General features: G+C 72.6%; 22 protein-coding genes and 1 pseudogene. 8 read left to right on the top strand and 15 right to left on the bottom strand.

Going from position 1 to position 23,278, the window contains the following annotated elements; all coding sequences use genetic code 11:
- The coding region (locus tag PV721_RS09730; RefSeq protein ID WP_319722459.1) for an RICIN domain-containing protein at window positions 1–386 on the top strand (386 nt) is incomplete at its 5' end.
- 16 nt (window positions 387–402) lie between these two features.
- Here PV721_RS09730 and PV721_RS09725 read toward each other — a convergent pair.
- From PV721_RS09725 to PV721_RS09705, 5 genes are all read right to left on the bottom strand, one after another.
- Entirely contained in the window at window positions 403–957 is a 555-nt protein-coding gene (locus PV721_RS09725; protein WP_319722458.1) for a 2'-5' RNA ligase family protein, read from the bottom strand.
- A 65-nt stretch (window positions 958–1,022) separates the two neighbouring features.
- A complete protein-coding gene (locus PV721_RS09720) occupies window positions 1,023–2,438 on the bottom strand; it encodes a M1 family metallopeptidase (RefSeq protein WP_319722456.1) in 1,416 nt (471 codons plus the stop codon).
- Between the two features lie 99 nt (window positions 2,439–2,537).
- Window positions 2,538–6,452 (bottom strand): Pls/PosA family non-ribosomal peptide synthetase, encoded by a 3,915-nt coding sequence (locus PV721_RS09715; protein WP_319722455.1) that lies wholly within the window; start codon window positions 6,450–6,452, stop codon window positions 2,538–2,540.
- Window positions 6,453–6,645: 193 nt separating this feature from the next.
- Window positions 6,646–7,128, bottom strand: coding sequence for a DUF6328 family protein (locus PV721_RS09710; RefSeq protein WP_319722454.1), 483 nt, complete (start codon window positions 7,126–7,128; stop codon window positions 6,646–6,648).
- A gap of 104 nt (window positions 7,129–7,232) precedes the next feature.
- A complete protein-coding gene (locus tag PV721_RS09705; protein ID WP_319722453.1) occupies window positions 7,233–7,643 on the bottom strand; it encodes a transcriptional repressor in 411 nt (136 codons plus the stop codon).
- A gap of 301 nt (window positions 7,644–7,944) precedes the next feature.
- Between PV721_RS09705 and katG the strand changes: the two genes are divergently transcribed.
- Together katG and PV721_RS09695 are read left to right on the top strand one after the other, a co-directional pair.
- The gene (gene katG / locus PV721_RS09700) at window positions 7,945–10,185 is read left to right on the top strand and encodes a catalase/peroxidase HPI (RefSeq protein ID WP_319722452.1); all 2,241 of its coding nucleotides are present in this window, start codon (window positions 7,945–7,947) and stop codon (window positions 10,183–10,185) included.
- Between the two features lie 63 nt (window positions 10,186–10,248).
- Complete coding sequence (locus tag PV721_RS09695; RefSeq protein WP_319722451.1) at window positions 10,249–10,707, top strand: hypothetical protein; 459 nt, start codon at window positions 10,249–10,251, stop codon at window positions 10,705–10,707.
- Window positions 10,708–10,762: 55 nt separating this feature from the next.
- On the opposite strand, the gene PV721_RS09690 is transcribed toward PV721_RS09695, so the two are convergent.
- Both PV721_RS09690 and PV721_RS09685 read right to left on the bottom strand, forming a co-directional pair.
- Window positions 10,763–11,137: a hypothetical protein gene (locus tag PV721_RS09690; protein WP_319722450.1), complete on the bottom strand. Its 375-nt coding sequence runs from the start codon at window positions 11,135–11,137 to the stop codon at window positions 10,763–10,765.
- A 131-nt stretch (window positions 11,138–11,268) separates the two neighbouring features.
- Window positions 11,269–11,694, bottom strand: coding sequence for a YjbQ family protein (locus PV721_RS09685; protein WP_319722449.1), 426 nt, complete (start codon window positions 11,692–11,694; stop codon window positions 11,269–11,271).
- A 135-nt stretch (window positions 11,695–11,829) separates the two neighbouring features.
- Here PV721_RS09685 and PV721_RS09680 point away from each other — a divergent pair.
- Together PV721_RS09680 and PV721_RS09675 are read left to right on the top strand one after the other, a co-directional pair.
- Window positions 11,830–12,016 (top strand): annotated as a pseudogene (locus PV721_RS09680) (two-component sensor histidine kinase); the annotation flags it as partial.
- A gap of 29 nt (window positions 12,017–12,045) precedes the next feature.
- A complete protein-coding gene (locus tag PV721_RS09675; RefSeq protein WP_319722448.1) occupies window positions 12,046–13,017 on the top strand; it encodes a hypothetical protein in 972 nt (323 codons plus the stop codon).
- Here the strand turns inward: PV721_RS09675 and PV721_RS09670 are convergent.
- The 6 genes from PV721_RS09670 to PV721_RS09645 are packed head-to-tail and all read right to left on the bottom strand — an operon-like array spanning window position 12,986 to window position 17,957.
- Window positions 12,986–13,411: a VOC family protein gene (locus PV721_RS09670; protein ID WP_319722447.1), complete on the bottom strand. Its 426-nt coding sequence runs from the start codon at window positions 13,409–13,411 to the stop codon at window positions 12,986–12,988. The genes PV721_RS09675 and PV721_RS09670 overlap by 32 nt on opposite strands.
- A gap of 18 nt (window positions 13,412–13,429) precedes the next feature.
- Window positions 13,430–14,140: an ABC transporter ATP-binding protein gene (locus PV721_RS09665; protein ID WP_319722446.1), complete on the bottom strand. Its 711-nt coding sequence runs from the start codon at window positions 14,138–14,140 to the stop codon at window positions 13,430–13,432.
- Window positions 14,137–14,916 (bottom strand): ABC transporter ATP-binding protein, encoded by a 780-nt coding sequence (locus PV721_RS09660; RefSeq protein WP_319722445.1) that lies wholly within the window; start codon window positions 14,914–14,916, stop codon window positions 14,137–14,139. Before PV721_RS09660 ends, PV721_RS09665 begins: the two co-directional genes overlap by 4 nt.
- Window positions 14,913–15,905, bottom strand: a complete 993-nt coding sequence (locus PV721_RS09655; RefSeq protein WP_319722444.1) for a branched-chain amino acid ABC transporter permease — start codon at window positions 15,903–15,905, stop codon at window positions 14,913–14,915. Before PV721_RS09655 ends, PV721_RS09660 begins: the two co-directional genes overlap by 4 nt.
- Window positions 15,902–16,780, bottom strand: coding sequence for a branched-chain amino acid ABC transporter permease (locus PV721_RS09650; protein ID WP_319722443.1), 879 nt, complete (start codon window positions 16,778–16,780; stop codon window positions 15,902–15,904). Before PV721_RS09650 ends, PV721_RS09655 begins: the two co-directional genes overlap by 4 nt.
- A 1-nt stretch (window position 16,781) precedes the next feature.
- Window positions 16,782–17,957, bottom strand: a complete 1,176-nt coding sequence (locus PV721_RS09645) for an ABC transporter substrate-binding protein (RefSeq protein WP_319722442.1) — start codon at window positions 17,955–17,957, stop codon at window positions 16,782–16,784.
- A gap of 305 nt (window positions 17,958–18,262) precedes the next feature.
- On the opposite strand from PV721_RS09645, the gene PV721_RS09640 reads away from it, so the two are divergent.
- The 3 genes from PV721_RS09640 to PV721_RS09630 all read left to right on the top strand — a co-directional run bounded on the left by PV721_RS09640 (window position 18,263) and on the right by PV721_RS09630 (window position 20,953).
- Window positions 18,263–19,903: a carboxylesterase/lipase family protein gene (locus tag PV721_RS09640; protein WP_319722441.1), complete on the top strand. Its 1,641-nt coding sequence runs from the start codon at window positions 18,263–18,265 to the stop codon at window positions 19,901–19,903.
- 235 nt (window positions 19,904–20,138) lie between these two features.
- Window positions 20,139–20,297, top strand: a complete 159-nt coding sequence (locus tag PV721_RS09635) for a hypothetical protein (protein ID WP_319722440.1) — start codon at window positions 20,139–20,141, stop codon at window positions 20,295–20,297.
- A complete protein-coding gene (locus PV721_RS09630; protein WP_319722439.1) occupies window positions 20,294–20,953 on the top strand; it encodes a GDSL-type esterase/lipase family protein in 660 nt (219 codons plus the stop codon). Before PV721_RS09635 ends, PV721_RS09630 begins: the two co-directional genes overlap by 4 nt.
- A 5-nt stretch (window positions 20,954–20,958) precedes the next feature.
- Here PV721_RS09630 and PV721_RS09625 read toward each other — a convergent pair whose 3' ends face one another.
- Window positions 20,959–21,807 carry a PaaX family transcriptional regulator C-terminal domain-containing protein gene (locus PV721_RS09625; protein WP_319722438.1) on the bottom strand — a complete coding sequence of 283 codons (849 nt, stop codon included), beginning with the start codon at window positions 21,805–21,807 and terminating at the stop codon, window positions 20,959–20,961.
- A gap of 108 nt (window positions 21,808–21,915) precedes the next feature.
- Window positions 21,916–23,259, bottom strand: coding sequence for a phytase (locus PV721_RS09620; protein WP_319722437.1), 1,344 nt, complete (start codon window positions 23,257–23,259; stop codon window positions 21,916–21,918).
- Window positions 23,260–23,278 lie beyond the last annotated feature (19 nt).

Here is a 23,278-nt window from a genome sequence, read left to right as displayed (position 1 = left end):
CCCCGGCACCTCCCGCTCCCCCCGCCTCGGGCACCTACCGCTACCGCAACGGCAACAACGGCAAGTGCATCACCCAGGTCTTCGGGTCTTCGGACTTCGGCGACTGCTCGGACGGATCCGCCCGGTGGACCGTGCAGGGCAGGTCGGACGGGAGCTTCAAGCTCGTCAACCAGCAGAGCGGCCAGTGCCTGTACTCCAACGGGCTCGGCCAGGCCGTCTTCGTGGGCGACTGCGCCCAGGACATCGGCCGGATCTGGCGTACGGGTGCGAACGGCAGCCTCCGGAGCGACCTCGGCGGAGGCTGCCTCGACCTGGGCATGGCCAGCGGCCTGGTGACGAAGTCCTGCGGCGGGGAAGCGTCGCAGCGCTGGACGAGGCAGAGCTAGAGCCTGCGCAGGAGCCTCATGAGCCGCTTCGTTCTCCGAGTGCGTACGATGCCCGTTCCTGCCACTCCGTCCCGTCGTGGACCATGAGTTCCACCGACGAGACGTGGGAGGTGAACGGGAGCCCGCCGGCGAGGTCGGCCTCGATCTCCTCCAGGGTGGCGACGCCTTCCCGGCCTTGGGCGATGGTCAGGTGCGGCACCACTTCGGCGAAACGGCCACCGTACGGCGGAGCCTCGGGCCAGCGGTCCGCGATCGCCTGCGTGAGCTGCCGCAATCGCGCGTCCGGCTCGGGGACGAGGTACAGCACGTCCGGGAACCGCCCGCACTTCTCGAACTGCAGGTCGAACGGCGGGTGGCCGCCCAGCAGGTCCGCGAGGGCCGAGTGGACGAGGGCGTCCACCCGGCCCTCGTCAAGGAACGGGAAGAGCACGGTGACATGGGCGGGGATCCCGTCGTGGGCCGAGGGGTCGAGCCGTTCCCGCCACGCCCGGACGACCGGCTCGGCCTCCGGGATCCGGACGACCAGTCCCGTCTGGCCCGCCTCGAACACGCTGGTGCTGTCATCTGCCATGGCACCGCATGGTGTCACCTCCGCCCCGGAGGCCAGGCGACTTTTCTTCACCGAGCGATCAGACGCTAAGCAGAGGCGCGTCCGCGGCCGCGGCCCTTGTCGGGTCTGCCGTTCGTCGGGGGGTAGCCCGGCCTCGCCGGTATGGACGGCAGGGCCGGCGGTGAGGGCAGGGGCGGGAGCGCGGGCGCGTACAGCCAGGCCGAGAAGAGGTCGTCCAGCGGTTCGGCGGCGTAGCGGGCCGCATGGGTGGTGAAGCCGGCGGTGGTCACCACCCCGTTGCGGTGCACGGTGGCCCAGTCGCGCAGCATGCGGAAGAACGCGCCGTCACCGAGGGCGCAGCGGATCGCGTGCACGGCGAGGCCGCCGCGCTGGTACAGGCGGTCGTCGAACATCAGCTTGCGGCCCGGGTCGGCCAGCCGCAGGTCCTGCGCCCGCGTGGCCAGCAGCCGGTGTGCGGAGGCCGCCAGCTCGTGCGCGGTGCGCCCGCCGGAGCGCTCCGACCAGAGCCACTCGGCGTACTTCGCGAAGCCCTCGTTCAGCCAGATGTGCCGCCAGTCGGCGATGGTCACGCTGTTGCCGAACCACTGGTGCGCGAGCTCGTGGGCGATGAGGCGTTCCGAACCGCGCGCGCCGTCCACGTGGTTGGTGCCGAACAGGGAGAGGCCCTGGGCCTCGACCGGTACGTCCAGTTCCTCGTCGGCGACGACCACGGCGTACTCGCCGAAGGGGTAGGGGCCGAACAGCTCCTCGAACAGCTGCATCATCGCGGGCTGCCGGGCGAAGTCGCGGGAGAACTGCGGCAGCAGGTGCGCGGGCACGTGGGCGCTCTGCGGAACGCCGCCGAGTCCGGGGTCGCCGAGCAGCACCGTCTGGTGCATGCCGATGGACAGGCCGACGAGGTAGCTGGAGGTGGGGGCGGGCTGCTCGTACACCCAGGTGGTGGTGCTGGCCCTGGTGGTCCGGGTGAGCAGGCGGCCGCCGGCCACGACCGTGTAGGCGGAGGGCGTGTTGACGGAGATGTGGTACGAGGCCTTGTCGGCGGGCCGGTCGTTGCACGGGTACCAGGAGGGGGCGCCGACGGGCTGGCTGGCCACCAGCGCGCCGTCGGTCAGTTCCTCCCAGCCCAGCCCGCCCCAGGGGCTGCTCACCGGCTTGGGGTTGCCCGCCCAGTGCACCTCCACGGTGAAGGCGGCGCCGGCGGGCAGCGGCTTGGCCGGCCGGATGCGGAGCCTGCCGCCGCGGTGGGTGTAGTGCGGCGCGCGGCCGTTGACCAGGACGCGTCCTATTTTGAACTCGGCCAGGTTGAGGTGGAACTCCGCGAGCGGTGCCCGCCCGGCGATGGCGCTGAGCCGGGCCGTCCCGGCCAGCCGGTTGGGGCCGGGACGGTATTGCAGAGCGAGTTCGTACCGGTGCACGCGGTAACGGGAGTCGCCGTTGGCCGGAAAGTACGGGTCCGACACCTCTGTCTTCTGGCCGCTCACTGCCGCTTCCGCTCCCTGCGCTGTGCTCGTACGACGTGCTGGTGTCCTGCTGCCCTGCTGCCGTCACTGCCGCTCCCGACCACCGCAGGTGCAGTCCTTTCAGGACCGCCACGCCTCGATCGGATTGCCCAGCCAGCGGGTGTCGGCGGGGACGGATTCCCCGGCCATCACGAGAGAGGCGGGACCCAGTGTGCTGCGGGCCCCGACCGTGCTGCCGGGCAGGACGATTCCGCCCGGGCCCAGGGTGGCGCCCTCGCGGAGGACCACAGTATCCGTCCTCAAGATCCGGTCGTGGAAGAGGTGGGTCTGCAACACACAGCCCCGGTTCACGCTGACCGCGTCGCCCAGCTCCACCAGGTCCGTTTCGGGGAGCCAGTAGCTCTCGCACCACACCCCGCGGCCGATCCGGGCCCCCAACGCCCGCAGCCACAGGGACAGGAGCGGGGTCCCGGGCACGGATCCGGCCAGCCACGGCACCGCCAGTACCTCGACGAAGGTGTCGGCCAGCTCGTTGCGCCATACGAAGGCGCTCCACAGCGGGTGCTCGCCCACCCGGTGCCGGCCCACCAGCAGCCACTTCGCGGCCACCCCCACCGCGCAGGCGGCCAGACCGGCGGCCAGCAGGACCGCTCCGGACAGCAGCGCGGCTCCCCAGATCCCCAGCCCGGTCGCCGCGACCAGCGCGCAGAGGGCCGCCACGGTCAGGACGGCCAGCGCGGCCGAACAGAAGACGGGGACGAGCCGGCACAGCTCCACCAGGCCGCGCGCCCACAGCAGGTGTGCGGGCGGGTCGTACGTCCGGCTCTGGTCGGCGTCGGCGGTGGACCGCGGCAGCCGGACGGGCGGCAGGCCCAGGTACGAGCTGCCCTTCTTGGCCTTCTTCGGGGTGGCGGAAAGGACGCCGACCAGCCCGTAGTCCGGCACGGTACGGCCGGGAGCGGTCATTCCGGAGTTGCCGAGGAAGGCCCGGCGGCCGATCTCGGAGTGTCCGATCCGCACCCAGCCGCCGCCCAGTTCGTAGGGGGCGGTCAGGGTGTCGTCGGCGAGGAACGCGCCTTCGCCCACGGTGGTGAGGCTCGGCAGGGCGAGCACGGTGGACACCTCGGCGCCCCGGCCGATCTTCATGCCGAGCAGCCGCAGCCAGACGGGGGTGATCAGCCCGGCGTAGAGCGGGAAGAGGGTCTCCCGGGACAGGTCCATCAGCTGGCTGACCGTCCAGGCCTGCCAGCCGACCCTGCTGTGCGTCGGATGGTTGCCCGTGCGCAGTCCGAGGCTGAGCAGCCGTACGGAGACCAGCAGCAGCAGCGCGTAGGCGAACCCGAAGGCGAGCGCCCCCGGGACGACGGCGATCAGCGCTCCGCGCAGGGCCTGGACGAGGCCGGCGTCGGCGGGCACGAACCGGCTCACCACGAGCAGGGCGGGCACGGTGGCCAGCACGGGCAGTGCGGTGAGGCTGAAGCCGGTCGCTCCGTACATGGCCCGCCAGTGGACCGAACGCGGCGGGCGTTCCTTGGGCCAGTTGCGCTTGGCCTTGCCGAGCTTGCCGGCCGGCGCTCCCGCCCAGCGCTGGCCGGTGGGGATCTGGCCGACCACGGCCGAGCCGGGGGCCACCTCGGCCCGCTTGCCGACGCGGGCGCCGGGGAAGAGGATGCTGCGGGTGCCGACCACCGCGCCGGCGCCGACCCTGACCGTTCCGATCTCCAGCCGGTCCCCGTCCAGCCAGTGCCCGGAGAGGTCCACCTCGGACTCCACGGCGCAGCCGCGGCCGAGTTTGAGCATGCCTGTGACCGGGGGCAGCGAGTGCAGGTCCACCTCGGGGCCGATCTTGGCGCCGAGGGCCCGGCCGTAGCGTTCCAGCCAGGAGCCGGTGAGCGAGGTCGCGCCGGTGTACTCGGCCAGCCGCTCGGCCGTCCACAGCCTCAGGTGCACGCTTCCGCCGCGCGGGTAGCGGCCCGCCTTCACTCCGCGCAGCAGCAGCCGGGCGCCGCCGGCCGCGATCGCGAGGCGGCCGGGCGGGCTGAAGAGCAGCGCGGCGCCGGCGGCCACGAGCCACCAGGACGCGGTCGGCGCCCACGGGTAGGGCCCGAACCAGTGCAGGACGTTACCCAGGGCCAGCAGCGCCACCGTCCAGCGCAGGCCGACCAGGGTGAAGAGCGGGAGCAGCAGGAGCGACTGCACCACCTTGGAGCGGAGCGGTACGGGGACGACCGTCCGGGCCGCGCCGTCGTCCTGGACGGACTTCTCCAGCCGCCGGGCCAGCTTGCGCAGGGTGGGCTGCTGGTAGATGTCGAGTACGGCCGCGCTCGGGTAGCGGGTGCGCAGCCGGGTGGTGAGCTGGGCGGCGGCGAGGCTGCTGCCGCCGATCGCGAAGAAATCGTCGGCAGCGCTGGTGACGGCCACGCCGAGGGTCTCGCTCCACTGCTCGGCGAGCCAGGCCTCGGTGCCGTAGAGCTGCTCGGCGGGACCGGTGGTCTCCAGTTCGGGCAGGGGCCAGGGCAGCGCGTTCCGGTCCACCTTGCCGGAGGTGCGGGTCGGTAGCTCCCCGACCGGCGCGAGCAGGGGTACGAGGGCCGCGGGCAGTTCGGCGCGCAGCCGCTCGACCGCCGCCGCGTGGTCCCAGCCCTCCTGGGTGACGAGGTAGCCGACGAGCAGCTGGTTGCCGCTGCGCGCGGTGCGTACGGCCGCGGCCGCGCCGGCGACGCCGGGCAGGGCCTGCAGCGCGGCGTCCACCTCGCCCAGCTCGATACGGCGGCCGCCGAGCTTGATCTGCTCGTCGGCGCGGCCGAGGAAGACGAGGCCTTCCGGTTCGGCGCGGACGAGGTCGCCGCTGCGGTAGGCGCGCTGCCAGCCGAGGGATTCCAGCGGGGCGTACTTCTCGGCGTCCTTCTCGGGGTCGAGATAGCGGGCGAGGCCGACGCCGCCGATGACGAGCTGGCCGCTGCCGCCCATCGGCACGGGCTCGCCGGATTCGTCGACCACGGCCAGTTCCCAGCCGTTCAGCGGGAGGCCGATCCGGATCGGTTCTCCGCCGGTGAGGAGCGCGGCGCAGGCGACGACGGTGGCCTCGGTGGGGCCGTAGGTGTTCCAGACCTCGCGGCCCTCGGTGACCAGGCGCTGGGTGAGCTCGGGCGGGCAGGCCTCGCCGCCGAAGATCAGCAGTCGGACCTCGTTCAGGGTCTCGGGCTCCCAGAGCGCGGCCAGGGTCGGCACGGTGGAGACCACGGTGATCTCCTGGTCCGCAAGCCAGGGGCCCAGGTCGGCACCGCTGCGCACCTGGGCGCGCGGGACGGGCACGAGGCAGGCGCCGTAGCGCCAGGCGAGCCACATCTCCTCGCAGGAGGCGTCGAAGGCGACGGACAGCCCGGCCATGACGCGGTCCCCCGGGCCGATCGGCTCCTCGGTGACGAACAGCGCTGCCTCGGCGTCCACGAAGGCGGCGGCGCTGCGGTGGCTGACGGCGACGCCCTTGGGCTTGCCGGTGGAGCCGGAGGTGAAGATGATCCACGCGTCGTGCTCGGGGCCGGGCCGGGCGGCGGCTCCGGCGTCGGCGGGGTCGGTGACGTCGACGCGCGCTCCGGCGCCCAGGACCGCCCGCACCCCGGCCTCGCCGAAGACCAGCTCGGCGCGCTCGTCCGGGTCCTCGGCGTCGACCGGAACGTAGGCGGCGCCCGCGGCGAGCACGGCGAGGATGCCCGCGTACAGCTCGTTGGTGCCGGAGGGCACGCGTACCCCGACCCGGTCGCCGAGGCCCACCCCGGCGGCCGCGAGGGCCCGCCGGCGGCGCTCGACCTCGGCGGCCAGCGCCCGGTAGGTCAACCGGGTGGTGCCGTCGTCCAGGGCGAGCTCGTCGGGGTACGCCCGTACGGAGGCTTCGAAGATGTCGACGAGGGTGCGCGGCGGGGCGGCGGGGCCGGCGCAGAAGCGGGCGGATTTTCCGGTCTCCCCGCAGTCGGCCCCGTACGCGTCCCCGCCGTCGAGCAGAGTGAGTTCACCGTGCTCCGGTGTTGCAGCCATCGGCCCTCGCGTCTCGTTCCCGGAAACCCTCCGGGTCGCCGGCGGAGCCCAGGTCTGCCCGGGTTGTTCCGTTCCAGCGCCAAACAACCCACCAGTCTAGTGCGGCATCAAGGATTTTCTCGTTGAAGCCTGGCGGGTGGCCGGGAAGGAACGATGGCGCCGCACCGTGGTGAACGGGTCGTGAACGGGCCTCTCAGTGCTCGGCGGTGTACCGGATCCGCGCCCACAGCGGGAGGACGAACCAGCACAGGAGGTACCAGGCCAGCACTCCGGCCACGAGCCAGGGCACGAGGGCGTCGCGGGTGGCGACCCGCAGGACCAGGAAGAGGGCCGCGGTGCAGGTGGCCAGCAGCAGGACGAGCCCGGTGAAGGTGAGGCGCGAGGCCCAGGCCACCGCCTCGGGCTTGATGCGCCGGCCCGAGACGATGCGGTGGAAGGCGACGGGCCCGATGAGCGCGCCGGTCGACAGGGAGCCGAGCACGACGGTGACGATGTAGATGGTCTTGTCGGTCTGCGGAAGCTCGTGGAAGAGGGGGGTGAAGACGACCGTGAGCAGGAAGCCGAAGAGGATCTGCACGCCCGTCTGGGCGACCCGGATCTCCTGGATCAGCTCCTGCCACTGCCGGTCCGCGCGTTCCTCCTCGCTCTCGCTTCTTCCGTCGGGGGCTTCCGACATGGCACCTCCACAGTTCGATGGCTCACGGTCAGGACGGGGCGGAGCCCGGTGTGCCGCGCCTACCCGCTCAGCGCCCCCTCACTCCCGGTCCCTTCCCACAACTCCTAGGCGCAGGCCGGGCACAGGCCCCGGTAGGTGACCTCGACCCCGGACACCGTGAAGCCGAAGCGTTCCTCCGCAGGGAGGCCGGCCAGCGCGCTTCCGGTCGGGTGGACGTCGCGGATCAGGCCGCAGCCGGAGCACACCAGGTGCTGGTGCGGGTGGTGCGCGTTGGGGTCGTAGCGCTTGGCCCGGCCGTCGGTGGTGACCTCCATGACCTCACCGAGTGCGACCAGTTCGCCGAGGGCGTTGTAGACGGTGGCCCGGGAGATCTCGGGCAGCCGCTCGGCCGCGCGGGCGTGCACCTCGTCGGCCGTGAGGTGCACGTGGTCGCCGTCGAGGACCTCCGCGACCACGCGCCGCTGGGACGTCATCCGCCAGCCACGCCCTCGCAGCCGCCGCAGCAGGTCACTCATATCGGCTCACCTGTTTCAGGTTCGACGGGTACCCGGCGTTCATCGACGGACGTCCGGGATCCGATCGGATATGGGCTTGGTGTGCTTCTTGACTTGGATTCCGTCCATCGTAGGATCGGTTTCGTAGATAGCCAAGAGACAGGAAGACTCCAGAGCGGCAGGTGACACCGTCCGGGACGGGTGACCGCCTCGGCGTCGAACCGAGCGAGGCGGCCGAGGCCGTACACGGGGCCCTTGCCCCGACAGTTCCCCCGCATTCAGTTCCTGAACACCGCGATCCGCCTGGTACGGAAGGATTCCCATGTCTGAGAACCATGCCGAGAACCACGATGCAATCGTCACTGACGCCAAGCCGGAGGGCGGTGGCTGCCCCGTCGCACACGAGCGGGCCCCGCATCCGACCCAGGGCGGCGGAAACCGTCAGTGGTGGCCGGAACGGCTCAACCTCAAGATCCTCGCCAAGAACCCCGCCGTGGCCAATCCGCTGGGCGAGGAGTTCGACTACGCCGAGGCCTTCAAGACCCTCGATCTCCCGGCGGTGAAACGGGACATCGCGCAGGTGCTGACCACCTCCCAGGACTGGTGGCCCGCCGACTTCGGCCACTACGGCCCCTTCATGATCCGGATGGCCTGGCACAGCGCCGGCACCTACCGGATCAGCGACGGCCGCGGTGGCGCCGGCGCCGGCCAGCAGCGTTTCGCACCGCTCAACAGCTGGCCGGACAACGGGAACCTCGACAAGGCCCGCCGGCTCCTGTGGCCGGTCAAGAAGAAGTACGGCCAGAGCCTGTCGTGGGCCGACCTGATGATCCTGACCGGCAACGTGGCCTTGGAGCAGATGGGCTTCGAGACCTTCGGCTTCGGCGGCGGCCGCGCGGACGTCTGGGAGCCCGACGAGGACGTCTACTGGGGTCCCGAGACCACCTGGCTCGACGACGAGCGCTACACCGGCGACCGCGAGCTGGAGAACCCGCTCGGCGCGGTCCAGATGGGCCTCATCTACGTCAACCCGGAGGGCCCGAACGGCACTCCGGACCCGCTGGCCGCCGCGCGCGACATCCGTGAGACGTTCCGTCGGATGGCGATGAACGACGAGGAGACGGTCGCCCTGATCGCCGGCGGCCACACCTTCGGCAAGACCCACGGCGCGGGACCGGCGGAGAGCGTCGGCGCCGACCCCGAGGCCGCCTCGATCGAGCAGCAGGGCCTCGGCTGGGCGAACTCCTTCGGTACCGGCAAGGGCGCCGACGCGATCACCAGCGGTCTCGAGGGCATCTGGACGAACACGCCGATCACTTGGGACAACAGCTTCTTCGAGATCCTCTTCGGCTACGAGTGGGAGCTGTTCAAGAGCCCTGCCGGCGCCCACCAGTGGCGGCCGAAGGAGGGGGCCGGCGCGGGTACCGTGCCCGACGCCCACGACGCGTCCAAGAGCCACGCTCCGACGATGCTGACGACCGACCTCTCGCTGCGGTTCGACCCGGCCTACGAGCAGATCTCCCGGCGCTTCCTGGAGAACCCCGCCGAGTTCGCGGACGCCTTCGCCCGAGCGTGGTTCAAGCTGACCCACCGCGACATGGGCCCGGTCGTGCGCTACCTCGGCCCGGAGGTCCCCGCCGAGACGCTGCTGTGGCAGGACCCGCTCCCGCCGGTGACCCACGAGCTCGTCGACGCCGGCGACATCGCCTCCCTCAAGGAGCAGGTCCTCGCCTCGGACCTGACGGTGTCCCAGCTCGTGTCCACGGCGTGGGCCTCGGCCTCGTCGTTCCGCGGCAGCGACAAGCGCGGCGGGGCCAACGGCGCGCGCATCCGGCTCCAGCCGCAGAGCGGGTGGGAGGTCAACGAGCCCGACCAGCTGGCGACGGTACTGCGCACGCTGACGGGTATCCAGGAGTCCTTCAACGCCGCCCGGTCCGGCGGCAAGCGGATCTCGCTCGCCGACCTGATCGTGCTCGCCGGTGCGGCCGCCGTCGAACAGGCGGCCAAGGACGCCGGCTTCGACGTCGAGGTGCCCTTCACGCCGGGCCGTGCGGACGCGGCGCAGGAGCAGACGGACGTGGAGTCGTTCGCCGCGCTGGAGCCGACCGCCGACGGGTTCCGCAACTACCTCGGGAAGGGCAACCGGCTGCCGGCCGAGTACCTGCTGCTCGACCGGGCGAACCTGCTGAACCTGAGCGCCCCCGAGCTGACCGTCCTGGTGGGTGGTCTGCGCGTGCTCGGCGCGAACCACCAGCAGTCCTCGCACGGCGTCTTCACCACCTCCCCCGGGTCCCTGACCAACGACTTCTTCGTCAACCTGCTCGACCTGGGGACGACGTGGAAGGCGACGGCCGGGGACGAGAGCACCTTCGAGGGCCGTGACGCCGCCACGGGCGCCGTCAAGTGGACCGGCACCCGCGCCGACCTGGTCTTCGGGTCGAACTCGGAGCTGCGGGCGCTCGCGGAGGTCTACGCGAGCGACGACGCGAAGGGGAAGTTCGTGAAGGACTTCGTCGCCGCGTGGGACAAGGTGATGAACCTGGACCGGTTCGACCTCGTGTGACCCTGATGTCCGGGCCGGCCGGCACTGCGGCCGGCCGGCCCGGACACCCTAGGAGGCGGAACCTTGGAAATGATCTTCCGGAAGCTTCCGGACGACCACCACGAGCTCGAAGTACGGGACCGGCGGGGCCCGGACGTCCGGCTGGCGGCCCGGCCGACCGGCCCGACCATGCCCCACGACCTCGTGCACGCGGCGGTCGAGAGCGCGCTGGGCATCACCGACGGATTCTGGGGTGCCACGGCGGAGGGCGCCACCTTCGAAGGATTCGAACCGGTCGCGCCGACCCGCCACCGCCGGTCGGGGCTGAAGGTCCTGCGGCGCAAGGGCGACGCGGTCATGCGGGCCGAGCTCTGCGTCAACTGGGCCTACCGCGTCTGGTCGGGGCTGCCCACGGACGGGCGGGGGCTGGGCCGCAGGCTCCTCGACGACCGGCAGACCGCCCTGGCCTCGGCCGCGCTCGACCGCGCGGCGCAGCGCTGGTCCGAGGTCGCGGAGGGCGAAGCCCTCACCTGGCGCTGGTGACCGACCCGGCTCCGCACGGCGGTCCCCGTGCTCGCGCGGACGCGGCCGGTATCGGTCATACGATCCGGGCCATCTCCCGTTCCACGGCGTCGAGTTCCGCTTGACGGCCCATCGCCTTCAGCTGCTTCTTGTAGCGGATCAGCGCGCCGACCAGCAGGTCCGCACGCTCGGGCTCCATGGAGTACATGCGGCGTGCGGCGGCGACGGCCTCCGCACGCAGGGCCAGGGCCGTCCCGGGCTGGTCGGCGAACTCCTGGCGGCTGTATTCGTACAGCGCGTCGGTCAGCAGGGGCAGGTACGCCAGCGGACTCACCTGGGCGAGCACGCGGTAGGCGGCAACCTCCTGACGGACCGGCAGCGCCTGTGATCCGAGGAGGGCCACTCGGGCTCTGAGTACGGCGTCGTGGCTGGGGTGCGCTGTGTGAGTCATGACGGTGATTCTCAAAGCCGCACAGGGGTCTGAACAAGACAATCCGCCTGTGCCCTTGGTCCTACGAAAATGCCCTCTGACCTGTCATGATGGTGACGTCTTCACCCCTGCGCCCCCGGTCTGACGCTCCTTCAGCAGCTGAGGAAGGACAGGCGGACCTGGCGCCGCGGGTTGTCGCGGTTGGTGTCCACCAGGGTGACGGACTGCCAGGTGCCCAGCGCGAGCGTTCCGTCGATCACGGGGAGCGTCGCGTGGGGCGGCACGATCGCGGGCAGTACGTGGTCCCGGCCGTGGCCGGGGGATCCGTGCCGGTGCCGCCAGTGCTCATCGGCGGGCAGGAGGGACCGCAGGGCGGTCAGGAGGTCGTCGTCGCTGCCCGCTCCCGTCTCGATGACGGCGAGGCCGGCGGTCGCGTGGGGCGTGAAGACGTTCAGCAGTCCGCACCGGCCCCGCGCCACCTCCCCGAGGAAGGCGGCACAGGCTGCGGTCAGGTCGTGGACCGTCTCCCGGTCCCCGGTCGTCACGTCGATGGTGCGCGAAGCGAAGGTGTCGGGCATGGCCCCATCCTCACGCCGTGGCTCCCCGCAGCCGTGCAGCCACGGCCGTGTCGACCGGCCCGGCCGGGCGGCCTACGATGATCACAGGGGGCGCGATCCGTCCCCGCACACGCTCCGGGGGATGCGTGACCGACGCTGCTGGCCGAGGGGCCCCAGCGGTTCCGTACCGGCGCGGCCGAGCGCGGGCGGGGGCACGGCCTGGGACTGACGATCGCGCTGGGCCAGGCCGAGGTGGTCCGGCGCGGAACTGGCCTTGTCGAACGCCCCGGACGGTGGGGCCGTGGCCACGCTGGTCCTGCCCGACCCCGGCCCTGCGCAGTAGCCGGCCGATCGACGGAAGGGGGACCGGCGGTGTCCGAAGTGCCGGAGGTCGAGGTGAAGGCCTTGACGAAGGAGCTCGTCGCGCTCGATGTCGCGGCCGGGGCCCGGTGGGCGGTGGGCGGGGCCCTCGATGCGGTCCGTACGGTCGGCCGCGCCGCCCCGGTACGGGACGACGCGGGGCGGGACCGAGCGGGGCGTGACGACGCCGGGCGCGCCGCGCGGGCCGAGCTGTTCCAGGTCGCCGCGTGGATCGCCTTCGACGCCGAACGGCACGGCGTGTCGCGGCGGCTCCACCTGCGGGCCCTGGAGCTGGCGCGGAGCACCCGCGGGCCCGGGCCGGCCACCGTGGAACCCCTGATCCTCGCGGTGCTGGCGATGCAGGAGGAGCATCTGGGACGGCCCGGGAGTTCGCTGCGGATCGCCTCGTCCGTGCTGGCCCGCGAGGACCTTTCCGGGCGCGTCGCGGCCATCTTCCAGGTGCGTGCGGGGCGGGCCCTGGCCCGGCTGGGGCGCGGGCCCGAGGCCGGGCGGGCCTTGCGCACCGCCGCCGAACTGCTCGCCGACCCGCCGACGGACCGCGACCCGCCCTGGGCCTGGTGGTTCGACCGGCCAGGGCTCGAAGGCCACCGGGGGCTGGCGCGGGCCGCGCTGGGGGACCTGGACTCGGCGGCCTCCCTCCTCCACGGCGCCGCGCACGCCGGCGGTGACGGCCCGGCCTACCGCGTGCTGTTCGCCGCGGAGCTCGCCCGGGTCCTGGCCCGGGCGGGTGACTGGAGCGAGACCGACACGGCCATGGCGACCCTGATGGACGCCGTGCCGGCCGTCGGGTCGGTGCGGGCCCTGCGGACGATGGGCCGGACCGCCCGGCTCGTCGAGGGCGGCCGGCGCGTTCCGCGCCGTACCCGCGACACCGCCCGCCCCCTCGCCCGGGCCCTGCGCGACAGCGCCCCAGGGGATTGGGAGCCGGGGCTCAGGAGCCGGGCAGTTGCGCCGCCACGATGACGTTGCCGTACAGGTCGGCGAAGTGCAGGGAACGGCCCGCGTCCCCCACCCGTTCGTTCCACACCCGCACGCCGTGGGCCCGCAGGTGCGTGCCGGTCCGGCGCACGTCGTCCGTGTACAGGACGAGCATCGGCCGACCACCGCACTGACGGCCGATCAGCTCGCGCTCCCCCGCCGAGGCCGCGGGCATCGGCCAGAGGCCTGCCCTCCGTTCTCCGGTCGGGCCGGGCAGGCCGATGTGCAGGTAGCGGTAGCCGTCGGCCGTCCGGTCGTGCAGCACGGCGAAGCCCAGGACGTCCCGGTAGAAGACCAGGGCGGCTTCGGCGTCCGCGACGAGCACCACCGTGCGGCCGAAGGCGGTGAACGGTGGTTCGCGGTCGGGAGAGGGAGCCATCGGTGAGTCCTTCCGGTGTCAGTCGACGCCCAGCAGACGCCGCCGGTCGTCGGGGGAGGAGGCGAATGCGGCCGCGTCCGCCCGGTGCACGATGCGGCCCTTCTGCATGACGGCCACCTGTCGGGCGGCGGACAGGGCCAGCCCCAGGTTCTGCTCGACGAGGACGACCGTCATGCCCTGCGCGCTCACCTCGCGGATCACCTCGCCCACCTGGGCGACGATCGCCGGGGCGAGCCCGTCGGACGGTTCGTCGAGGAGCAGCAGCCGCGGATTGCCCAGCAGGGCCCGGGCGATCGCGAGCATCTGCTGTTCTCCCCCGGAGAGCTGGTGGCCGCGGTGTCCCAGCCGCTCCCCCAGCCGGGGCAGCAGGTCGAGGATGCGCGCCCGGGTCCACGGCCCCCGCGCGCGGCGCCGCGGCGCGGCGATCGCGAGGTGCTCCGCCACGGTCAGCGGTGCGAACACCCGGCGCCCCTGCGGGACGACGCCCACCCCGGCCCGGGCGATCACGTCGACGCGGGCTCCGCCGATCTCCCGGCCGTCGAGCTCGACGCTGCCCTCGTAGGGCCGGACGAATCCCATGACCGTCGAGATGAGGGTGGTCTTCCCGACCCCGTTGCGCCCGAGGACGGCGAGGGTCCCGCCCGCTTCGAGGTCGAGGTCGACGCCGCCCAGCACGACGCCGCCGGCGTATCCGGAGCGCAGGCCGCGCACGCTGAAGAACGTTTTCACGAGGAGACCTCCGTGGTGCCCAGGTAGGCGCTCTGGACCTCGGCGGAAGCCCGTACTTCGTCCGGGGATCCGGTGGTGAGGTGGTTGCCGAGGTGCATGACGGTCACGGTGTCGGCGAGTTCGAAGACCATGTCGAGGTCGTGTTCGATGAGGAGTACGGTCACCTCGCGGGGCAGAGCGGCGATCAGTTTCGTCAGCCGCTCCGTCTCGGCCGGGGACATGCCGGCTGCGGGCTCGTCCAGGAGCAGCAGCCTCGGTTCGGTGGCGAGCGCCACGGCGACCTCCAGCTGTCGCCGTTCACCGTGCGAGAGCTCCGCCGCCGGCAGGTCGTGCCGGGTGGGCAGGCCGACGCGCTCCAGCAGCGTGCGCGCCCGCGCGGTCGCGACGGCCCGGGCACCGGCCCCCCGCCGCCCGCCCGGCCTCCCTCCGCTACCGGCTCCGGCCCGGCGCAGCGCCGCGAGCAGGACGTTCTCCAGCACGGTCTCCCGCAGGAAGAGGCTGGAGTGCTGGAAGGTCGCGGCGATGCCGAGCCCGACCCGTCGGTGCACGGGCAGCCGGGTCACGTCCCGTCCGTCGAGGAGAAGGGATCCGGCGGTGGCGGGCAGGGTTCCGGAGACGAGGCCGAACAGGGTGGACTTGCCGGCGCCGTTCGGGCCGATGACCGCGTGGCGCGCGCCGGGGCGCACGGTGAAGCTGACCTCGTCCACGGCTCGGAAGGACCCGAAGTGCTTCGAGACTCCGCGCAGTTCCAGTAGATCGGGTGCGGGATCGCTCACGCCGTCCTCTTCCGGTTCGGCCTCGACGGGAGCCGTATGCCGGCCAGGCCGCGGGGCAGGGTGTAGACGGCGACGACGAAGAGCAGCCCGAGCAGCAGCGGCCCTCGTCCGGCGACGGCCTCGAGGTTCCCGAGGTGGTCGCGGGTGGTCCAGATCAGCGCGGCCGCGGCGCAGGCGCCCCACATCGAGCCCGATCCGCCGATGACGACGGCCAGCAGCGCCAGGGCGGCGATCTCGAACCCGGCGTCGCCGGGCGAGACGAACCGCTGTACGGAGACCCACAGGGACCCGGCGGCGCCGGCCAGCGCCGCGGCGCCGCAGTAGACGGTCAGGGCGTACCGGCGGGTGGGGTAGCCGATGGCCTTCATGCGGGCCTCGTTGTCGCGGATTCCGCGCAGGGCGAGGGCGAAGGGGGTGGAGCCGAGGCGGCTGACGGCCGCGAAGAGCAGGAGGAAGACGGCCAGTACGTAGAAGTAGACCAGCCCGTCGAGCTCCAGCGCGGGCATGCCGGGCAGCGGTACGACGGGCGGGATGCCGGACATGCCGTCGCTGCCGTTGGTCAGCGTCTTCCAGTTGACCGCGGCGCTGTACGCGATCTCGCCGATGGCCAGCGTCAGCATCAGGAACACCACGCCGCGGGCCCGGACGGCGAGCCATCCGGTCGGCACGGCCACCAGCGCGGACACGCCCGCGGCGATGAGGAGTTGGAGTGCGCCGATGTCGGTGACCCGGGTCGCGACGATCGCCGCCGTGTAGGCGCCGACGCCGAAGTAGGCGGACTGGCCGAGGGTCGGCAGTCCGGTGAGGCCGGTGAGCAGGTTCACGCTCAGCGCGAGCAGGGCGAAGACGAGGACCCTGGAGAGGGTGCCGATGGCGTACGGGCCGAGCAGGAAGGGGGCCACGGCGAGTGCGGTGACCACGGCGGTGACCGGCATCCGCCGGGTCGCGGAGCCCGGCCTCGTCACACCGGACGGAGCGGCGTGGCTCATGTGCGCACCGCCGATGCGACGAGGCCGTGCGGGCGGACCACGAGCACGAGCAGCATGGTGCCGAAGAGGAGGAAGGGCGCGTACTCGGGGAGGAGGGCCACACCGAGCGTCTGGACCTGGCCGATGAGCAGGGCGCCGGCGAGTGCGCCGCGCACGGAGCCGAGGCCGCCGACGACCACGACGACGAGCGAGAGGACGAGCACGCTCTCGTCGACGCCCGGCCCCGGACCGAGGATCGGCGCGCCGAGGACCCCGCCGACCGCTGCCAGGGCAGCGCCGGCGGCGAAGACTCCGTAGAGCACCTTGCGGATGTCGATGCCCTGGGCGCGGACCATGTCACGGTCCGCGACGGTGGCCCGTACCAGGGCTCCGAGCGAGCTGCGTTCGAAGACGAGGTACACGACGGTGGCGAGGCCGGCGGCGACGGCGATGAACACCAGCCGGTACACCGGATACGTGTGGCCGAGGAGGTCCACGGTCCCGCGCAGCGAGGTGGGCGGGTCGGTGGGGAGCACCTCGCCGCCGAAGACGGCGGCGAGGAGGTCGGCGACGATGAAGGTGATGCCGAGGGTGAGCACGGCCTGGTCCAGGTGCCCGCGCCGGGCCAGCGGCTGGGTGAGTGCCGTCAGCGCCACTCCCCCGAGGGCGCCCACCAGGGCCCCGGCCGCCAGGGCGAGGAGGAGGCCCGGCAGGGTCCCGTCGGAGAGTGCGTACGCGGTGTAGGCGCCCGCGAGGTAGAGCGTGCCGTGCGCCAGGTTGAGGACGTCCATCATGCCGAAGACCAGGGACAGGCCCACCGCGATCGTGAACAGCAGCAGTCCGAAGGCGACCCCGTCGACCACGCTGACGACATTGCCGTCCAGCCATCCGCCCATGTCAGCCGCCCAGCCGGCCGAGGTCGCCCGCGACGGTGTTGGCTCCCTGCCGGACCTCCCGCAGGTACCAGGGCTGCACGGGCGTGCCGCCGCCGTTGAACCGCCAGGTGCCGCGCGGGCTGTCGATGTCCCCCACCGTGGCGATGGCGGCGTTGACCGTCTCCGGGGTCACGGCGCCGCCGGCCGCCTTGATCGCCTTGTCGAGCACCTGCGCCGCGTCCCAGGAGGCCATTGCATACGTGGTCGGGTCGGCGCCGTAGGCGGTGCGGTAGGCAGGTGCGAACTGCTTGTTGGCGGCGTTGTCCAGGTCGGCGCTGTAGTTGAGCGCGGTGAGGATGCCGGTGGCCGCCTCTCCCTGCCCCTTCAGTACGCCGCCCTCGGTGAGGAAGCCGGGCGCGTAGAGCGGGATCTTGCCGGCCAGGCCGAAGTCCCGGTACTGCTTGACGAAGTCGACGGCCGCGCCGCCGGCGTAGAAGCAGAAGACGGCCTTGGCGCCGGAGTTCTCGATCTGCGAGAGGTAGGGCTGGAAGTTCTTGGTGGCCGGGAACGGGGTGTAGACCTCCTCCCCCGCGATCTTGCCGCCCGCGGGCAGGAAGGTGGACTTGAAGCCCTCGATCTCGTCCTTGCCCGCCTGGTAGCCCGCGGCGATGAGGAAGACCGGGCCGCCCGCCTTCTCGGCGACGTGCCGGCCCAGTGCCTTGCCCGGCTCGTCGTTGACGTAGGAGGTGCGCCAGACGTACGTGGTCCCGGTCAGGGTCGTGGGCGAGGCGTTGGAGCCGACGAGTGGGACCTTGCTGGTCTCGAAGAGGTCCTTGACCCCGTTGATGGTGGCCGAGCTGACCACGCCGCTGACCGCGAGGACCCGGTCCTGCTTGACCAGCTTCTCGGCCGCCGCCTTGCCCGAGTCGGCGGTCTCCCCCTCGTCCGCGACCACGAGCTGGACCTCGCGGCCGCCGAGCCTGCCGCCGTGCTGTGCGAGGTAGAGCTCGAAGCCCTGCTTCATGTCGTCGCCGAGCGCCTTGTAGGTCCCGGACTGCGGGACCAGGAGCCCGATCTTCACGGGCCCGCTCTGCTTGCTGCCGTCGCCGTTGCCGAGGCTGGCACCACCGCATGCCGTGGCCAGCAAGAGGCCGGTGACTGCGGTGATCAGACCTACGGGGCGAAACCGACCTGCCATGGGGACTCCGTACGTTGTGACCCGGCCCTGGCGGACCGGATGGTGCCGATGGGGTGCGGAATGGTGGTGCGGAACGGGGTGCGGAGTGGGGGTGCCCGACGGGGTCCCGGGAGAGGAGTGCGGGGTCGAGGTGACACGTGTCTATCGCGCATTGACGACGCTCGTCAATAGTTCACGAGATTTGCGCGACGGGGGCGCTCCACCCCTTGACCCGGATCGCCCATATGCCGTAGCACTGACCCTCGTCAAATTCACGCTATGTCATTAGGGCAGCGGGCCCCCGATCCGTCAGGGAGTGAAGCACCATGACCGACGATCCATCGCGCCGCAAAATCCTCAAGAACAGCGGGGTGCTGGCCGGCGCCGCCTTCCTCACCGGCCTTCCGGGCGGCCTCCCGGGCGCTCACTCGGCGCAGGCCGCCCCGCGGGCGAACGAGCCCCCGCCCGTCGTGGAGCTGCCCGCGGGCCTGCTGCGCGGAGTCACCGAGGGAGGGCTCGCCGTGTTCAAGGGCGTGCCCTACGCGGCGCCGCCGGTCGGCGCCCTCAGGTGGCGGCCCGCCCAGCCGCATCCCGGATGGCAGGGAACGCGCGACGCGACCGCCTTCGGCCCGAGCGCACCGCAGCCCTACCAGGAAGGGGGCGGCGGGCTGCTCGGCAACCACGGCGCGCCCCCGTTCAGCGAGGACTGCCTCACGCTCAACGTCTGGACCCCCGCGGCCGATGCCGGAAAGCGCCCCGTGATGGTCTGGATCCACGGCGGCGGCTTCATCTCCGGTTCCGGTTCGCTGCCCAACTACTCCGGCGAGACGTTCGCGCGCAACGGCGATCTCGTCGTCGTGACCCTCAACTACCGCCTGGGCCCGCTGGGGTACCTCTACTTCGGCGAGGACGGGGCCGGCGGGAACTTCTGGTTCACCGACCAGCTCGCCGCGTTGCGCTGGGTACGGGACAACATCGCCAGGTTCGGCGGCGACCCGGACGACATCACGCTCGCCGGGCAGTCCGGCGGCGCCTTCTCGGTGGCGGCGCTCGCCGGCGCCCGGCCCGCCGGGCGCCCGCTGTTCCGGCGCGCCATCCTGCAGAGCCCGCCGCTCGGGCTGAAGATCCCCACCCGGGCCGAGTCGCTGCAGCGCAGCGCCGCCTTCCTCAAGATCGTCGGAGTGCCGGACGTGGCCGCGCTGAGGGCCGTCCCCTGGCCCCAACTGGTCGCCGCCACCTTCGGGATGTTCGGCCACACCAGGCAATGGGGGTACTGGTCGACCCCCTACCTGCCGGTGATCGACGAGGCGACGCTGGACCGCAACCCGGCCGACCTCCTGCTCAGCGGCCCCGGGGCGGACGTCGACGTCCTCATCGGCTGGACCCGGGAGGAGGCCAACTTCGCTTTCGCGCTCGACCCGGAATACACCGGGGCGACCAAGGACCAGGTGCTCGCGCGGGTGCGGAACACCTTCGGAGCGCGGGCGGGCGAGGCATACACCGCGTACGAGGAGGCCCGGCCGGGCGCCCGCCCCGTCGACGTCCTCATGGACCTGGTCGGCGACGACCTGTTCCGCATGCCGGCGGTCTCGCTGGCCGAGCGGCGAGCGGCCCGCGGGCGGCCGGTCTGGGCGTACCAGTTCGACCTTCCGACGCCCGCCCAGAACGGCCAGCTGGGGGCGGCCCACTGCCTGGAGCTGCCGTTCTCGTTCAACAACTTCGACAAGTGGTCGCAGGCGCCGTTCCTGGCCGGGCTGAACCCCCGGGTCCGTGACGGCCTGGCCTCGACCATGCACGCGTCCTGGATCTCGTTCATCCGCACCGGCGACCCCAACCACGGCCCCATTCCGAACTGGGCGCGCTACGAGCGCAGTTCCCGCACCACGATGCGGCTGGACTCGGTCACCTCCGCCGTCGACGACCTCGCCGGTTACTGGCGGCGCCTGCACCAGTCGACGGGGCGCTGAGGGGCGCGAGGCCGGGCAAGCGGGCCTCCCGGAGCAGGACCCGGCCGGGAGGCCGCGCAGCCCCCGGCCGTCGACATCACCCCGCTGCTCGGCACCTGCCGGCGCGAAGGTCGCCACCCCCGACGGCACCCCGTGGGGTACGTGGGCATCCGCGCCGCCCCGAAGACGGCATAGGGCACCCTTTCGGGTGAGCCGGTTTGCATGATCACTCCACGCCACGTCATGATCACTTTCCGTGAAGATCGATTCCGCGTGGACCGACCTCTCCCGGCTGGGCGAGCCCAAGCCCCCCTTCAGAAATATGATGAACCGTCAATTCATCATGCTGCCCGTGCGGTTATCCGGTACGCCCATTCCCCGGGGCACCGGCCAGACCCCTTCAGGAGCGGCATGACCACGACCGTCCCCCACGCGCCCGCTGCCCGGTCCGGCACGAGCGCCGCCGACATCGCGTTCCAGGAGACGCTCGGCGCCCGGCTGGCCCACGCCCTGGCCGAGACCACCGGCTGCCCGGTGTACCTGCGGGTCCTGCCCAGGTCCGGCAGCACCACCGCAGCGTTGCACCGCCAGCTGGACCGCATCGGCACCGTCGAACGCGAGATCGCCGTGGTGTTCATCGGCAGCAACGACACCCTGATCCCCACCTCCATCGGCCGCGCCGCCCGCCATTTCGAGCGCGCGGTCGAACGGTTGCGTGCGGCCGGCCGGCAGGTCGTGGTCATGCCCTGCCCCGACCCCGGCAACGCCCCGGGTTTCCGCGCGCCGGTCCGCTGGGCGGCCTCGCGCCGGGCCCGCAGGCTCGGGCGCCTGCAGTCCCGCGCCGCCGCGCGGCTCGGCGCGCTCATCGCCGCGTCGGCGGTCGACGACTTCCGCATCCGGGCCGCCGAGCTCCTCGGCCCGGACCGGGTCCACCCGTCGCCCCGGGGGTATGCCGAGCACGCCGTCCGCGTCCTCCCCACCCTCCTCGCGGCGACGGCGGCCCATCGTGCGTCCGGGGAGGCGACCGGGCCCGTGGCCGTGCCGGGTGACCGGCTGCAGGAAACGGTCTAGACGGACTACCCCCTCTCGGGCCTCGGCGGCTCCTCCGCCAGGCCCGTGATCTCCTGTACGTGGCGCAGGCCGGGCGCGGCGAGTACCTCGTTCAGCTGCTGGAAGATCTGCCGTGCGGCGACCGCGTTCCAGTCGGCGGGAAGCAGTTCGGCGGGCAGGCCCGGGTCGAGGTACGGCAGGCGGCGCCACTGGGTGAGCATCGGTACGTAGGCGCGGAAGGCCTCGGCGCCGTCGATGTCGCGCTGCTCGGTCAGCTGCGCGGCGAGGGGTCCGTAGGCCTGGGTGAAGCCCGCGTACTGCTCCTCGATCGCCGGGAAGTCCCACCAGGAGCTGACGGTCTCGGGCAGCTCGCTGAAGGCGGCGTAGTCGGCGGCGAACAGGTGCACGTAGTCGCTGAGTCCGAGGCGGACGAGCATGTCGCGGGCGTCTCCGAGGAGGCGGCCGGGCGCCAGCCACACGCCCGGGGCGATGTTGCCGAAGCCGAGCCAGGTCAGCCGGGTGCGCAGCTGGTAGCGGTACGACCGCTCGGACTCCGGCACGGAGAAGACGGCCATCGCCCAGCCGTCGCTCAGCTTCGCCGGTTCCAGGCTGCCGAAGATGCGCCGGTCGCCCTCGTCGAAGACGGGCTGGGCGGCCGGGCTGAGCCGGTACCCGGTGGCGCCCCGGCGCTCCGGTTCGAGGACGCCCTTCTTCTTGAGCCGGGAGATCGCCGAGCGCGCCGCCGGGCCGTCGACGTCCAGTTCGGACATCAGGGTGACCAGGTCGGCTACGGAGATCCAGCCTCCGAGGCGTCGCAGGAACGCCCCGTAGACCGTGTTGATCAACGAGCTGGGCCTGAGGGGACTGTCCGCCATGATCGCCTTCCGTCGTATGCGGTCGCGATCCTACCGAGCCGCGCGAACGCGGCGCCGTCCAGTCCCGCCGGGCCCGGGCAGGCCGGGCCCGGCCTGCCCGGGCCCGGGTCAGAGGCGCGCGGCGCGTTCGAGGCGCCCCAGGTCCACGAACTTGAAGTCGGTGTCGGTGCGGGCCTCCCCGTCGGGACCGGTGGACTCGGGGGTGTTGGCTCCGTCCTGGACGACCAGCAGGCCGTTCGGGAACTTCTTGCCCAGCGGTGCACTGGTGACGGCGGCGCCGTCGCACTCCTGCGAACCGTCGGGTGCACCGGGCCTGGTGCCGGCCGTGATGCGGAAGCTCCGGACGTACGCGTTGCCGCGCTCCCGCTCGAAGACGGCGAAGGTGTCGTCGCCCTGGCTGGAGGCGAGCAGGTAGCCGCCGTGCCCGGGGTGCTCCGGGTCGCGCCAGAGGGTCAGTCCCTCCACGTCGGCGGAGACGTGCCGGCCGCCGAAGCCGGGGTCCGCGCCCGCGTCGCATTCCTCGGTCCCGGGGTTCCAGGTGCCGGGCACGCCGAAGGAGCGGACCTTCTCGATCAGCCGGGCGGGGGTACGCAGGTCGGCCTCCAGCTTCCAGATGCCGACGTCCTCCTGGCCCGCGTAGAGGTCGCCGGTGTCGGGATCGATGACCATGCCCTCGATCTGCGGGAGTTCGCCCGGTTCACCGCACGGGGTCCACGTCTTCCCGTCGGGCAGGGTGAAGGTGGAGGGCAGCGAGGTGGTGCGGACCGTGCGGTAGCCGACCTTCCCCTGGGCGTCGGGCACGAGTTCGGCGCGTGCGAGGGCGGTGGCGTGGCGCCGGCTGGTGACCGCGAAGGAGCGGCCGCTGCGGCGGTCGGTGTACGCGGCCAGGCCGTAGACGGTCCGCTGGTCGTTGACCTCGTCCTGATCTGCGGAGAAGACGCGGGGGGCCGCCGACTCGTCGGTGACGTCGACCAGGGGCGTGGAGGGCCGGCGGGGGTCGATCCGGTAGACGCGCAGCTGGTCGCGGCCCCGGTCCGAGACGACGGCCACGTCGTGACGGGCGCCGCCGGGGAAGCGGAGCCCGGTGATCAGGTCGACGTTGTTGAAACGCCCGGGCGCGTCGCCGGCCCTCGGCGGCGGCGGGGCCGGCAGGGACTGCACCTGGCGCCCGTCCAGGTCGTAGACCCGCAGGCCGCCCTCCTTGGCGGTGGCGATCACCAGGCTCCGGTCCGGGTCCTTCTCGTTGCGCCAGATCGCGGGGTCGTCGGCGTTCGCGTTGCCGCCGGCCTCGTCGTCGAACAGGGAGGGCGTCTCCAGGGAGGCCTGCACCTGCGGCAGCGACGCCGCCGCGCCGTGGTCACCGCGGGCGTGCGCCGGCCCGGCGACCACTCCCAGGGCCACGAGGGCCGCCACTGCCACGACCGGTGTCCGCCTTCTCCTGATCACGCTCATCCTGCCTCCTGCTCACGGT

The organism is Streptomyces sp. MB09-01 (assembly GCF_033794505.1).
Lineage (GTDB): Bacteria > Actinomycetota > Actinomycetes > Streptomycetales > Streptomycetaceae > Streptomyces.
Note: the sequence above shows the minus strand (reverse complement) of the source record. Positions and strands in the feature narration are given on the sequence as shown.